Below are 14997 nucleotides of genomic sequence, written 5' to 3'. Positions count from 1 at the left end.
ATGAGGGCAATATTGGTTGGCCTCGGGAGCGCAGGCTACAGCTGGTACAAACGTTTGAGAGACAGAGGGCTGCTCTCGGCCGTCGTCGAGACGGATCCGGTCATGAAGGCCAAGATGGACGGGGCTCCCTATCCGTTCTACACTTCACTGGACGAGGCGCTCGCGAACGAGGAGGCCGACTTCCTTGTCAACGTGACTTCGCCGGACGCGCATACGCGGGTAAATCACGCGGCATTCGACCGGAGACTTCCCGTGCTCTGCGAGAAACCGATCGCATTCGATTATTCGGAATCGATCGAGATCGTTACAAGAGCGGAGAGGGAGAAGATTCCGTTTATGATCGCTGAAAATTATCGGCGTTTCCCTTATGTTCGCAAGATGAAGCAATTGCTGGACGATGGAGCCGTCGGCTCGATCTCGGCGATCGACATCCAATTCCGCCGTTATCATCAGGTAACCCGCAAGTACGCCGTCCGAATTCTGGACGATATCGGCGTTCACCACTTCGATATGCTGCGGTATTTGACCGGACGGGAGGGGATCGCGGTTCAGGCGAGGCTGTACAACCCGATCGGCGCCTGGGAAGAGGAAGGAGCGGTGATAAACGCAAATGCGATATTGGAGATGGACGGCGGGATGATCGCCGGTTATTCGGCTTCGATCGCGTCGAGAGGACCGGAAACGTCATGGAGCGGCGATTGGCGGATCGAGGGCACGCACGGCGCTTTGCTGCTGACAGGCAAGGAAATCCGGGTTTACGGGGAAGGGGATGCCCGGATAATTACCGGCTTCGCCGGCGTGAACGAATCCGATACTTTGACCGAGTTCCTGACGTCGCTCGATACGGGCCGTGAGCCGGAATCTAGCGGCAAGGATTACCTGCTGACGCAGGCGCTTGTCTACCATGCGAATTTGTCCGGCGAATCGGGCCGAAGGATGCCTGTCGAATTGCCGGTTCTCCGGATGGATTTGCGATGAACATAACGGAGGGACAGTCAATGACAATGACATGGACGGAAGCGGCGCCGGGAGTATGGCACGCCAGAATCGGAGATCCGCGGATGCTTACGCCTCTAACCTTGATCGAAGCCGAACCGAAGTTGGATGCCCTGAAACGGTTGGGGAAGGTTGATCCGCCATTCGAGCGGGATAGCGTACACATGGAGGCGGCGGGAGGAGGGCGACGCATGCTTGTGCTGCCGTTAGCGGCTAACGAAAAGCTGTATGGGACCGGACTGCAGTTCATGCGGACGAACCAGCGCGGACGTACCCGCTATCTCCGCGTGAACAGCGATCCAAAGCAGGATACCGGCGAGACGCACGCTCCTGTTCCGTTCTTCGTCAGTGACCGCGGCTACGGCGTTCTCATCGATACGGCGCGCGCGCTCACGATGCATCTCGGTTCGTCCGTTCACTTGGAGGGGACGGGCAAAGAGGATGCGAAGGACCGCAACCGGGACGCCGGATGGCGGGCGACCGTTCCCTCGGCGCGGGCGGAGATCCGCCTGCCGGAGGAAGGCGCCGACGTCTATATCTTTGGCGGTCCGGCGCTTGGCGATGCGGTATGCCGCTACAATCTCTTCTGCGGCGGAGGCACTCTGCCGCCGAAGTGGGGACTCGGCTTCTGGCACCGCGTACCGGCCTTGTTCAGCGCGGAGGAAACGCTCGCGGAGGCGAAGGAATTCCGCCGCAGGGATTATCCTTGCGACGTGATCGGGCTCGAACCCGGCTGGCACAGCAGCAGCTACCCCGTGACGTACGAATGGGATCCGGAGCGCTTCCCCGATCCCGAGCGATTCGTGCGGGAGCTTGCGGACAACGGGTTCCGCGTCAATCTGTGGGAGCATCCGTACGTGTCGCCGGAGAGCGGGCTTTATGCCGCGCTTAAGCCGCTTTCCGGCAATTATTCGGTATGGGGCGGGCTGGCGCCCGACTATTCTTTGCCTGAAGCCCGCGAGCTGTATGTGAAACAGCATCAAGAGAAGCATGTCGCAATCGGCGTATCCGGTTACAAGCTGGACGAATGCGACGGCAGCGAATTGACGAACAACGCTTGGATGTTCCCCGAGCATGCGAGCTTCCCGTCCGGTCTGGACGGCGAACAGATGAGGCAGTTGTACGGCCTGATGTTCCAGAAAATGACGAACGACATGTACCGTTCAGCAAACCGGAGAACCTTCGGACTTGTGCGAGCGTCAAACGCGGCGGCATCTTCGCTGCCATACGTCCTTTATTCGGATCTGTACGATCACAAGCAATTCATAAGGGCGCTGTGCAATTCCTCCTTCGGCGGACTTCTGTGGTCGCCGGAGGTGCGCCGGGCTCGCAGCGCCGAGGATTGGGTCAGAAGAATGCAAACGGTCTGCTTCTCTCCTCTTGCCATGCTGAACGCCTGGGGAGACGGGACGAAGCCTTGGACGTTCCCTGATGCGGAACCGATCATCCGACGTTACATCAAGCTGCGAATGCGCTTGCTTCCGTATTTGTACACGGCCTTCGCCCGTTACCTGGAAGAGGGAACGCCTCCCTTCCGGGCAATGCCGTTCGCCGTCACGCCGGAGGAATTCGCGCGCGCCGAGAATATGCGATTAGAGGCGCAGACGATTAATACGTCGGAAGGGGCGTACGGGAAGCGAAACGTCCCGCAATGGGATGATCAATACATGATTGGGGATTCGCTGCTCGTGGCTCCGCTCGTCGAGGGAGAGAAGGAACGGGAGGTCTTGCTGCCATCCGGCTCATGGATCGGCTTCGAGACGGGGGAGCTTTATGAAGGAGGCGGTGTCGTCAAGGTCCGTTCAGGCATCGAGACGATTCCGGTATTCGTGCGGGACGGGGCGGTCATTCCAATGACATCCGCGCTTCCGCACGCCCTTCGGCCGGGCGAACAGGCTCCGCTCGAATTGGTGCATTTCGGTACCGCTGAAGGGGAATGCCGGCTGTACGACGACGACGGAATAACCTTGGAGCATGAATGCGGCGTATGCGGCTGGTGGAGAGCGGTCGTGGCGAGGACGGAGGACGGAGGGTTTAAAGGCGAATTATCGGGCCCGGCGCCTCTTCCGGCTTCATACGGCAGCGTGAAGTGGAGCTTTGCCCGTATGGGGCTCGGTTACCATGACGAATAAGCCGAGTGCCTATGAAGGGGGTCATGCGAGGATGAAACGGAGGCTGTGGTACGATACGCCCGCGGGCAGATGGGAGGAAGCGCTGCCCATCGGCAACGGCCGTCTTGGAGGCATGGCATTCGGCGGCGTGGCGAAGGAGACCGTCCAGTTGAACGAGGATTCAATTTGGTACGGCGGTTCGATACAGGGTGATAATTCCGATGCGCGGATCTATCTCCCTGAAATTCGCAGGCTGCTGCTGCAAGGCAAGCAGAGCGAGGCTGAGCATCTGGCGCGAATGGGGCTGACTTCCGCTCCCAAATATCTTCATCCCTATCAGCCGCTCGGCGAAATGCTAATATGGATGCAAGGGCATGATGGCGCCGTTGATGCGTACGAACGAGAGCTGGATCTGGAGGGAGCCGTCGCCCGCGTCCGTTATGTCCGCGGTCATACAACCTATGAGAGGGAGTATTTCAGCAGCGCGGCCGATCAGATCATGGCAGTCCGTCTGACAGCTGACGCGCCCGGCACGGTTACAGTCGGTGTCAACCTGATGCGCCGTCCCTTCGACGAAGGGACGGCGGCAGCCGGTGATCGCATGATTCTGATGAGCGGCCAATGCGGCTCCGGGGGCGTACGCTTCGCCGCCGCAATAATGGCTGTTGCGGAAGGGGGAACCGTGAGAGTCATCGGAGATTTCCTCTCGATCGAAGGGGCTGACGCCGTTACGCTGCTGCTGGCCGCCAATACGTCGTTCCGGCATCCGGACCCGGAACGGGCGTGCATGGATCAGCTGCATGCCGCGGGCAGGTTATCCTACCGCGCTCTGCGGGAGCGCCATGTGAGCGAATATTCGGCTTACTACCGAAGGATTGAGCTTGACCTAAGCGGCGGCGAACATGCGCGGGCCGATGAAGAGCATGCAGCTAAGCTGCCGACCGACGCACGCTTGCGGAGACTGGCGGAAGGGGCGGAAGACGTGGGCCTGTTCTCGTTATATTATCAATATGGACGCTATTTGCTTCTTTCGTGCTCGCGGCCGGGTACGCTTGCCGCCAATCTGCAAGGGATCTGGAACGCCAGCTTCACGCCGCCGTGGGAATCCAAGTATACGATCAATATCAATACGCAGATGAATTATTGGCCCGCAGAGGCGGGCAGCCTGCCGGAATGTCACGAGCCGCTCTTCGACCTCGCGGAAAGCTTGCTTCCCTCGGGGAGGGTAACGGCACGCGAAATGTACGGCTGCCGCGGGTTTGTCGCCCATCACAATACGAATTTGTGGGGTAATACGCATATCGAAGGCATCCTGCTCTCTTCCTCGGTATGGCCTATGGGAGCGGCGTGGCTGTGCATGCATCTTTGGGAGCATTACCGGTACGGTTTGGACGAGGAGTTTCTGAAGCGCCGCGCATATCCGTTAATGAAGGAGGCCGCCTTATTCTTCCTCGACTATATGTCGGAAGACGGCAATGGCCGGTTGGTGACCGGACCGTCGCTCTCGCCGGAGAACCGCTTTATCCGATCGAACGGCGAAGCCGGCACTCTCTGCATGGGACCGTCGATGGACAGCCAGATCGTCTACGCTCTGTGGAGCGCTTGCATCGAGGCGCTGCAAACGCTAGGAGCGGAGGAAGATTTCCGCCGGGAACTGGCGGAAGCGCTTGCCAAGCTGCCGCTCCCCGAGATCGGCAAGCACGGTCAGATTATGGAATGGCTGGAAGACTGGGATGAAGCGGATTCCGGGCATCGGCACATCTCGCAGCTGTTTGCGCTTCATCCCGGCGAACAGATCCATTCGCGATTGACGCCAGAGCTCGCGGAGGCAGCTAAGCGGACGATCGCGCGCAGATTGGACAACGGAGGAGGACATACCGGCTGGAGCCGGGCCTGGATCATAAACTTCTGGGCTCGGCTCGAGGACGGAGAAGAAGCCTACTTGCATCTCCGTCAGCTGTTGAACGGCTCGACCTATCCGAATCTGTTCGACGCGCATCCGCCGTTTCAAATCGACGGCAACTTCGGCGGGGCTGCAGGTATCGCCGAGATGCTGCTGCAGTCGCACGGAGGAGAACTAGCCCTGCTTCCGGCGCTGCCATCCGCATGGAGCGGCGGGAGGGCGACGGGACTGAGGGCGAGGGGAGGACTGACTGTCGATCTGGAGTGGAAGAACGGATTCCTGAAGGAAGCGAGGATCACTGCGAAGAAGAATTTCGATTGCCGCTTGAGGGGGGGCAACGTTCCTGTAGTGATCTGCAAAGGCGATGAACGAATCGCTGAAGCATCCGGCTCCGAGCCGGTGTCGTTCCGATTGGAAGCAAGCAAGGTATACCGGATTATCGGCTGCGCCGAGCCAAAAAAGGGGGTAAAAGAATGACGGATCTCGTTATTTTGCAGCGGGAGCAATTGAACTTGTGGTGGGAAAAGGTTCGAAGCAAGGCGGACCGGATGATTCGCGATATCGGTGATGCATCTCCGCATGTCTCGGCATCCGGCGTATATGACGATATGCGGGTAGACTGGTGGACCTCCGGCTTCTGGCCGGGGATGTTATGGATTCTGCATGAAATGACCGGCAATGACGGTTATCGCGACTCGGCTTGGGTATGGGACGCTCGTATCGAGCGATGCTTCGTCACGGCCAACAACCTCCATCATGACGTTGGTTTTCAGTTTCTGCCAACGGCAGTCATCAAGCATAGGCTGACGGGCGATGAAGACGCACGCAGGAGAGCGTTGGCTGCAGCCAACTTCCTTGCGGGACGGTTCAATTTGAACGGACGTTTCCTCCGCGCCTGGAATCAGGAGAAAACCGGCTGGGCGATCATCGATTCGATGATGAATTTATCTCTGCTATTCTGGGCGTCCGAGGCGAGTGCCGACCCTCGGTTCCGTCAGATCGCCTGCGCCCATGCAGACACGGTGTTGAAGCATTTCATCCGCGAGGACGGCTCCGTCCATCATATTGTGGCGTTCGATCCGGAAACCGGGGAGGCCGACGAATATTTGGGGGGCCAAGGCTATGCGCCATATTCCTCTTGGAGCAGAGGCCAAGCCTGGGCGCTGTACGGCATGGCTATTGCCTGCCGGTATACGGGCAATAAACGTTATTTGCGCGCAGCGCAGAGGGTGGCCCATTATTTCATCAGCTGCCTGCCGGAGGATCATGTTCCTCATTGGGATTTCCGTACGCCCGATCCGCAGAGCCAGCCGAAGGATACCTCCGCTGCAGGCTGCGCCGCTTCCGGGCTGCTTGAGATTGCCGGCCTGCTGCCGAATGAAGAGGGCAGAATTTACCGCCGAGCGGCCGAGAATATCTTGAAGTCGCTGACGGAGCATTACGCCACGCTGGATGAGCCGGACTACCAGGGTCTTCTGCGGGAAGGAACGGGGAATAAGCCGGCCGGTCAGAACGTTAATGTCTCTCTGATTTACGGAGACTACTTTTACATGGAGACCTTAGCCAAGCTGCTCGGATGGCCGAACCGTGTATTTTGAACGTTAGCGCGACAATCGAGGGGCTGTCCCAAAAGATCCAATACCGTCCGATTATTCGATAGAATCATTGAATATAAGTTCCCGCGTTGTTTTTCGTACATTGGAATGGGGCTGATCCGGAAGGTTTCTGCTGCACCATGTACATTGTATCCTTCTGCTTTCTTCAGTCCGGTTAAAAGTCGCGTTAAAGTAGGCCGATCACGCTTGAATAAAAAGAGGGGCGCCCAAAAGTAGGTTTACCTACTAGCGGGATAGCCCCTTTTTCCTTCACGGTTCTCAAGGTGGAAGCGACTAGTCCGGCGGGATCTTTCGCCAGTACCAAACCGTTGAAGCCATACGCTTTCCGATCCGGCCGGGCCGTGAATAAATGTTAATGGAAGGGGGCGGCAATCGATGCTGACGATGAAAAGCCGTTCGAGCATGGAGGATTGAACCTCAAGAAATCAAGGCGAAGGCGGACCGCTCGCTGCTAGCTCCGCTGACCGGAATAACGGCCTTCTTATCCGTGAGGAGCGAAGGCGGCAAACACGACTATTATTCAAACGGCGATTATTGGTGGCCGAATCCGGATACGCCGGACGGGCTGCCGTATATCAGAAGAGACGGTGAATCAAATCCGGGGGCGTTCACCGCGCACCGGGAAGCGATGCGCGCGATGCGCACCCATACGGCCAATCTGGCGGCGGGGTACGCCGTTACGGGCCGGCGGGTGTACGCGGACAAGACTGCGGCGCTGCTGCGAGCTTTTTTTCTGAATGAGTCGACCCGTATGAATCCGCATCTTCGCTACGCCCAGGCGATTCCCGGCATCTGCTCCGGGCGCGGTGTCGGCATCATCGATACGCTCCACCTGATCGACATCCCTGCGGCAGTCGAAGCAATCGAAACGTCCGGGGCGTTGTCCGCTGGAGATTGCGGGCAGCTCAGGAGCTGGTTCGCGGACTATCTCGAAAGGATGCTTACACATCCGTACGGCAAGAAGGAACGGGACGAAAACAACAATCATGCGGTATGCTGGCTTGTGCAGGCGGCAGCTTTCGCGTCATTCACCGGCAATGCATCCGTGACGGCCCTGTGCCGCGAATGGTACAATCCGTGCTGCTCCCTTCGCAGATGGCGCCGAACGGCAGCTTCCCGCGGGAACTGGCGCATACAAAGCCTTACGGGTACTCCATTTTTGTAACATGGCAACCCTCTGTCAATTTCTTTCCACGCCTGAGGAAGATTTATGGCGCTTCCGGCTTGCGACGGCCGGGGCATCCGCCAAGGCCTCGAATTTCTAGTTCCTTATCTGATGGACAAGCCGAGCTGGCCTTGGCTGCCGGATATCGAGCATTTCGATGGCTGGCCGGTAAGGTGTCTTTTATGCTATTTGAGGGACTTGCCTTTCAAGACGAGCGTCTTCTCGGCTTGTGGCAAAACTTGACGCCGGATTCTGCAGATTCGGAGATTCGCAGGAATACGGCGCTACGTCAACCGCTGCTCTGGTTAATACGAAAAAAACACACCTGAATCGTAACTTTACGCATACCAGGAAATACCATATTCGAGAATAATGAAATAGATTGAAAGCGTATTCAGGCTATTGCCTGAGACCGTAACCTATCGGGCGAAGTCTCATCAGGATGCGGGGAGGAGAGCGATTCTTGAGAAGGAGGTGATTCGTTTACGGCATAAGATCGGTTCGCAGGCATTGTCCCTGCAGCAACACTAATTCCATGATCGCACGAGGAGGCTTTAAGATGTTTAAGCAACAGGTTCTGAAAAAGGCACTTTGTTCGGTTCTTTCATTTGCACTTGCACTTTCGCTTATTAGCCTATCCGTTCTCCCGGCATCAACGGTTCATGCAGCGCCGGGAGACAACCCGGGTATATTGGACGTTCAAGTGAACAAGCCGGTAAATGCGCGGGTTGATCTTGAGCATGCAACGATTGATATATCATTGCCCTACGGCACTTTATACCAAATGCTGAACGTAACGACAAGCACGGAAGCTGACGCGGCACTTTACAGAAGCGACGGGACAACGGAGATCTCTTTTGCTGCCGACGGCATCAACAAAGGCGATGCCAGAATGGATCAATTTTCAACAGACGGGCCTACGTTGTATTATTTGGCGGTAACCGATAAGAACGATAGCGGCAACACCCGGAAATATACCGTTACGGTTACAGTTGATCATGTCGTCCCCCCTTTAACAAGCCCGATAGGACCAAATGATCAATATTTGCCGCTCAATATTCGGGCCGGCGAACACGCATGGGATGTTATGGGCGCATCTAAAATTGGCAATGGCAGTACTACCGGCTCTGTAGAAGGCCCGGGCGCCGCCTCGTCTTATAGCGGAAAAGCATGGATGGATTCAGTCTATGACCGTTCACGAGACTACCCACTGTCTTCGACGGTCAATGAATCCTGGTTGGGAGATAACATGTACTTGCAAACCATAGGCAAAAACGATAAAGACTCGCTTGAAAAATACGGGATTGAGAATATTCCGGGCGCCGGCAAACTCAAATCCGACATTTTGCGTTTTCATGAATTTTTGCCTTTTGTTACTCCGGAAGGCGTGAGCCGGGACGACGGCGATCGCGGCGCGGTCAGCAGCGACCGGCAGAGGTTGGAGATTAAAAGCAACACCAGCGCATCCAATAGAGATGCAAACAGTGTGGGCGGCGACATCATGACCCACCGCTGGAGCCTGATGCTTCCGTCGGAAACGTTAAAATTTCAGAATGATGCGGGAAATAAGCAAGCTGGCGATTTTATTGCTCCCCATCGATTTTTTCACATCTTCCAATTGAAAGAAATCGCAGGCAACGCGGCCGGCCAGCCGGTGACTACCCTCTCGCTGGTTACGAGCGAGGGCAAAGGCCATCTCGAATTCAGGAACAATCCCGATGGCGGCTATGCGGATAGAATAAAGCCGTTGTTCACGATTCCATTGGAGAAAGTCGTTGACCGCTGGCTTGATTTCGAAGTCACGATTTTATCAGCCGATAACGGTTATGTTTACGGTAAGCTTGTCGACCTGGAAACAGGCGAGGTTCTGTCCGAGGGCGGCATGACGGCCGAAACATTGAGACGTCCCGAAGTGTCTAACCCGGCTACCGGCAGAAACGAAAGAGGCGACCTTCCCGTTGAATCGGGTCAGCAAAATCGTTCCAAGTGGGGACTTTACCGCGGGATGTACAACGGTCCGGGAGATGTGGACTACGCAGATGAATTCCAATCCGCAACCATGTATCTGGCTGATGTACACTTGATTAAAAGGGATAAAGACAGCTATATTTTCCCTGACGGCTGGGATCCCGGTAAACAACCTAAGGATATTGTAGCGTGGGAGAGGCCAAATGGAATTACGGCTTCCAAAGGCACGGCGTTTAGCCGCTTAGAATTACCATCGCAGCTGGACGTAACCTTGAGTACGGGGAATATACAAAAGGTGAACGTAACCTGGAGTTCGGAAGGCTACATGCCGGGTAAAACGGGGACCTATCAGATTTATGGTGAATTTGACAGCCCGGGTTTGACGAATCCAAGAAACATTAAGCCTTATATTGAAGTGAACCTTTCCCAATATAAGAATTGGGCGGTATATCCGGGCGCTGCGATTAAGGTTGTCTCTCACAGCGGCAACAGCAAAAACAACTTTATTGACGACAAAGCGGCAGGCACCCCCTGGCAGGCTAACAGCTCACTAACAAAAACGGACGGTTATCAATACTGGGCGGCTATACAACTGGAAAAGAAAATTGATATTAGCCAAATTCAAATCGAATGGTCCAGCAATAGCAAGTTTTTGAAAAATTATCAAGTGTACTACACGAACGATGCTTCCGCTTATGACGAACTGAAGGAGGGCAACAGCCTCTCCGAAAGCTCGGATGCCACAAGAAAACCGCTTGAAACGGAGCATGGAGCTTCATGGATTTCAATCCCGGGAGCGGGAAAGACGACCGCTCTTAGCGATAACGAAAAGGCTGATCACGTGTTGGCCGAACCGGTTGAAGCTCAATATTTACTGCTTGTATCGGATGTCATGCAAGATAGCAGCGCCGGCGGAATAAAAAGCGAAGTAATCAGAGTCTTCGGAGAACCTTCGGGATCAATACCGGTAAGTTCGCTGACTCTTAGCAAGACCAGTCTAAATCTTGCGATTGGCAAAACAGAGTCTCTTATAGCCGAGGTATTGCCGGTCGACGCGCCGAATAAGCCGGTAACTTGGGAATCAGACAATCCATCGGTAGCGACTGTTGATGCAAAAGGTTTAGTAACCGGTATCGGCGCGGGTACGGCTGTGATCACCGCAAGAGTTGGAAGCTTGAGCAAAACGAGCACGGTTACGGTAATGGATGCCGCGGATATTCCTACGGCAACAGGCTCCGTCAACCTGTTGGCGCCGTCCCGTTATACACCGCAAGCAGGAGTGAATCTCAAGGTTAGCTCGGAACATCCGGATCATCCGGGAGCAGACGCATTGCGATCGGACGGCAGCGGTTACTGGCGCAATTCAAGCTCAAACGTATATATGGACGACTATTCGCCATCCTCGCTGGCGTTAACTCTTGACTTGGGCGAACCCAAAACGATTGATAAACTGTACCTTGAAATACCTAATGATATCCCGAATATCCAAAGCAATGCGAGAAGATTCGAGGTCTATTACTCGGATGACCCCGGCTCCTGGGCAAGTGCGCCCACGGCTTCCGATAAGGCGCATAACTACGACTGGCAAGCGAGCGGCTGGAAGCTGGCCGGAGGCACGGAAACGGAAGGCTTATGGTCTTATGTCGAATATAACGGCCAACAATGGGGCTATGATACCAAAACATTCTTGTACCCGTTTACGGCCCGTTATGTGATGGTAAACACCGTACTGGCCGGCCCCGGCGATAGCCGTACGGATGATGCGAAATCGATGATGGGTATATCCGGCTTGGCTATTTACGGCAAAGATCCGATAGTTAACACAACTGCACTGGCACCGGCTAAGGATACCTACAGTACATGGGATCAGGTAGATCCTATAAAGACAGATATAAACCTTGCAAGCGAACAGACGCTTACGGGAATATCCCATGGCGGCATTACGCTCCGCCCGAAAACGGATTACTCGTTATCAGGCGATACGGTTACGTTTGAAGCCTCATACCTTGCCAAGCTGCCGCTTGGCACAAATAAATTTACGTTTCATTTCAACAACGGCGACCCGTCTATATTTGCATTGGACGTAACCGCCCGCGGACATGGCGAGAATGATAAGACCATCAAGATGAGCGCGATAGAAGGCGTATCTCCTTATAACATTTTTGGCGGCGCAATGGGTACCGATGAGCCGGTAGAAGGCTTGACCAAGAGAATCAGAGACGGTTACCACGAATTTTACGGCGATCTCCCGATGTCGACTGCGGTGGACGACCATATCCAGAGCGTCTGGGACAGCATACTGCAAAAAAATGTGTTCAAGATCGTAGCCCGCGGCCGAGGGCTGAACAATGAATTCCTGGAAGAACTCCGCCACGGCGAGTACGGCCACAAGGGTGTTTTTGACCGGGAGTTAGGTTATGTTGTTGACGGCGCGTCTGTCGCTGACAGGCAAAGAATTGAAATTCGCCCAAGCGAAGATTCAAACGGCGATTTTACGGCATATGAAGGCGACTTGGTTTCTTATGAATGGCTCTGGAATATTCCGGATGGCGAGCAATGGAACCAGCCGAACTTCAGGCATCTTTTCCAATTGAAGGCTGCGAATGCTCAAGCGGCCGATACATTGCCCGGCGGCAACATCAGCGCTGAAAACGGCGCTTATCTTATCGCGATTTCGATCACCGGAAGAGAGAACAGGGAGCTGGTCGTGAATCATAACCGTCATGACGGCGATAAGACCCTGTTGAGAATTCCGTTAAATGAAATCGACAGCCACTGGATTAAGGTTGAAATGAACGGGCTTATTTCCGATACGGGCTGGTTAACCATCAAGATAACGGATACCGTGACAGGTAAAGTATATATCTTGGAGAGCAAGGATGTTTTTAAAGAGTTTACAGACCAAGGCGCGGTTGACGGCGTTAAAGACTTATGGAGAAGACCGCAACGCAGCGGCAGCTTCGAGACAGAGTATCCGGCTGCTTTTGACCAATATTTGCGCCCGAAGTGGGGGATATACCGTAGCTCCAACTACAACTCCAACCCTGCAAACTCTGCTTACGACGCTGTGCTTCATATTGCCGACATTACCATAAGCAAGGCAGCATCAGGTATCTCGCCCGTAAATCTTGCGCTTAATAAAAAAGCGTATAACGCAGGTTCGACGGAAGGAGCCAACCCGATTCAGAGGGAATCTGCCCATGCCAATGAGTATGGCAATGCAAACAAACTGACCAGCGGCGTACCGCAAGTCCCGGCAATCGCGGATGTGACCAATGTCAGCAGTTTGGATGAAATCGGGAATTACACGTGGCTCGGTACCGACGGAGCAAGAAAAGGCAGTTTTGTCATTGACCTTGGCCAGGCCATGGATTTCAGCCAAATCAGGCTGTTTGCAAAATCCACCCGGTTAAAAGGCGCAACCGTGTATGTATCCGATGATTTCGGAGACCATACATCGGCATCCGAGTTTGACGCCATGACGTTTACACAAGTGGATAAACGGACAACCGATGGTTATACGTATGCCACAGGCAACCACAATGGCGGTGACGATTCGGCTGACCGTTCATACCCGATAGACCTTGGCAAGACCTATCATTCAAGATATATCAAGGTGACGGCAGAGAACGCATCCGGCGGCAACGCGGGCACGGATCTTACAGGGCCACCGCGGCTTACGCAAGCGCAAGTATTTAATGCGCCGGCTCCTCCGCAGAATCTGATCGTTGAATCCGGAGATTCGGCGAATATTTTAAGGTGGGATCCCAATGCCGCAAGCGAAGGGTTTACGGTTTATGACGGCGCAACGGTTCTTGCTGAATTGCCGGCAGGCGCAACGAGCTATGCGTTACAGGGCGGAATGGGCGATTTATCCAAAGTCGCCGTAAGATCGATGGGAAAAGATCCGTATTCCCGCATGTTCATGGTATCGGCGCCGGCCTTTCCGGCAGTTGATTCTACAGCTCCAGGTACAGGCCATGAACCGGCAACCGGCGGATCAACAGACCATGCAGGCGTCATCGATCTTGAGAAAGACGCGACCGTAACGAAGGAAACAACGGCAGATGGAAAGACGGTAACGAAAGTCGCCGTGGATGCGGATAAGCTGGAGAAAGCATTGGCAAATCCGATTGTCATAATCAAGGTGCAAGGCGGCGATTCCTCGGTCAGCGTGGAATTGCCGGGCAATGCAATCCTGCATGCAATCGGCAGTAAAAGCGTCGCAGTTATTCAAATTCAAACAAATGGCGTAAATTATGAATTGCCTGTAAGTTTGTTTACTCACGTTCCGAAGGACTCAACCGTCAGCATCGCGATTTCTAACGTTTCCGGGAAAATCGGAGACGATGTAGAGGCAGCTGTGAATCTTTTGAACGCGAAGCAAATGATACCGAACCCGGTCGAATTTACGATCACGGTCAACGGCAAAGAAATCATGGACTTCGGCGGAGTGTATGTGAATCGTACCATCAGCTTGGGTACATTGACGGTTGAACCGAACAAGGTTACGGCGGTATGGCTGGATTCGAACAACCAATTGCGCTTCATACCGGCCGTGATTACGACGAAGAACGGTTCTGCCGAGATTACGATTCGTTCGCCGCACAACAGCATATACACCGTCATCCAATTCGAAAAATCTTTTGCCGATTTGGAAGGGCATTGGGCAAAAGCGGATGTGGAACTGCTGGCGAATAAATGGATTATCAACGGTAAAACCGAAAATCAATATGAACCGGAGCTCCCGGTCACACGCGCCGAATTTGCAGCCATGCTGGTTCGTTCGCTTGGATTGGATGTATTGAAGGCGGATGTATTTCATGACGTGCAGCCAAGCGACTGGTATGCCGGGGCCGTAGGCACGGCCTATCAAACCGGATTGATCAACGGTTTTGAAGACGGCGCCTTTCGACCAAACGATCACATTACCCGCGAGCAAATGGCGGCGATGATGATACGGGCGATGAAAGCAGGCGGCAAGGAATTCCAGGCGGATACCGACATATTAGAAAGGTTTGCAGACCGTTCAGATATCGGCGAATGGGCGAGAACAGCCGTCTCGCAATCGCTGGCAGCCGGTCTCATTCAAGGCATGCCGGATAACGCCTTCGCGCCGAATAAGCCTGCAACGCGAGCGCAAGCAGCAACGATCCTGAAGCGCATGCTGCAAGCGCTTGAATTTATCAACTGATTCGCACTCGGACCGCCAAGTAACTTTTATACAGCGAGTCTAGC

Annotated in this window: 6 protein-coding genes; all 6 read left to right on the top strand. The window is 54.6% G+C overall.

What is annotated here, in order from left to right; translation table 11 throughout:
- The 6 genes from H581_RS0119100 (at position 1) to H581_RS34515 (ending at position 14953) form a co-directional block, all read left to right on the top strand.
- Positions 1 to 978, top strand: coding sequence for a Gfo/Idh/MocA family protein (locus tag H581_RS0119100; RefSeq protein ID WP_028611419.1), 978 nt, complete (start codon positions 1 to 3; stop codon positions 976 to 978).
- A gap of 20 nt (positions 979 to 998) precedes the next feature.
- Positions 999 to 3128, top strand: coding sequence for a TIM-barrel domain-containing protein (locus tag H581_RS34525; protein WP_051250967.1), 2130 nt, complete (start codon positions 999 to 1001; stop codon positions 3126 to 3128).
- Between the two features lie 31 nt (positions 3129 to 3159).
- Positions 3160 to 5487: a glycoside hydrolase family 95 protein gene (locus H581_RS0119090; protein WP_028611418.1), complete on the top strand. Its 2328-nt coding sequence runs from the start codon at positions 3160 to 3162 to the stop codon at positions 5485 to 5487.
- Entirely contained in the window at positions 5484 to 6608 is a 1125-nt protein-coding gene (locus H581_RS0119085; protein WP_028611417.1) for a glycoside hydrolase family 88 protein, read from the top strand. The genes H581_RS0119090 and H581_RS0119085 overlap by 4 nt, the downstream gene beginning before the upstream one ends.
- A 505-nt stretch (positions 6609 to 7113) precedes the next feature.
- Positions 7114 to 7791 carry an alginate lyase family protein gene (locus H581_RS37270; RefSeq protein WP_051250965.1) on the top strand — a complete coding sequence of 226 codons (678 nt, stop codon included), beginning with the start codon at positions 7114 to 7116 and terminating at the stop codon, positions 7789 to 7791.
- Positions 7792 to 8350: 559 nt separating this feature from the next.
- Positions 8351 to 14953 carry an S-layer homology domain-containing protein gene (locus H581_RS34515; RefSeq protein ID WP_036718834.1) on the top strand — a complete coding sequence of 2201 codons (6603 nt, stop codon included), beginning with the start codon at positions 8351 to 8353 and terminating at the stop codon, positions 14951 to 14953.
- Positions 14954 to 14997 lie beyond the last annotated feature (44 nt).

The sequence above is a fragment of the Paenibacillus harenae DSM 16969 genome (assembly GCF_000422465.1).
Taxonomy (GTDB): Bacteria; Bacillota; Bacilli; order Paenibacillales; family Paenibacillaceae; genus Pristimantibacillus; species Pristimantibacillus harenae.
This window is presented reverse-complemented; position numbering and strand designations above follow the sequence as displayed.

What these genes read in the sequence shown, in the direction of transcription:
- H581_RS0119100 (WP_028611419.1), top strand. Translation starts at nt 1, where the DNA reads ATGAGGGCAATATTGGTTGGCCTCGGGAGCGCAGGCTACAGCTGGTAC.
- H581_RS34525 (WP_051250967.1), top strand. Translation starts at nt 999, where the DNA reads ATGACAATGACATGGACGGAAGCGGCGCCGGGAGTATGGCACGCCAGA.
- H581_RS0119090 (WP_028611418.1), top strand. Translation starts at nt 3,160, where the DNA reads ATGAAACGGAGGCTGTGGTACGATACGCCCGCGGGCAGATGGGAGGAA.
- H581_RS0119085 (WP_028611417.1), top strand. Translation starts at nt 5,484, where the DNA reads ATGACGGATCTCGTTATTTTGCAGCGGGAGCAATTGAACTTGTGGTGG.
- H581_RS34515 (WP_036718834.1), top strand. Translation starts at nt 8,351, where the DNA reads ATGTTTAAGCAACAGGTTCTGAAAAAGGCACTTTGTTCGGTTCTTTCA.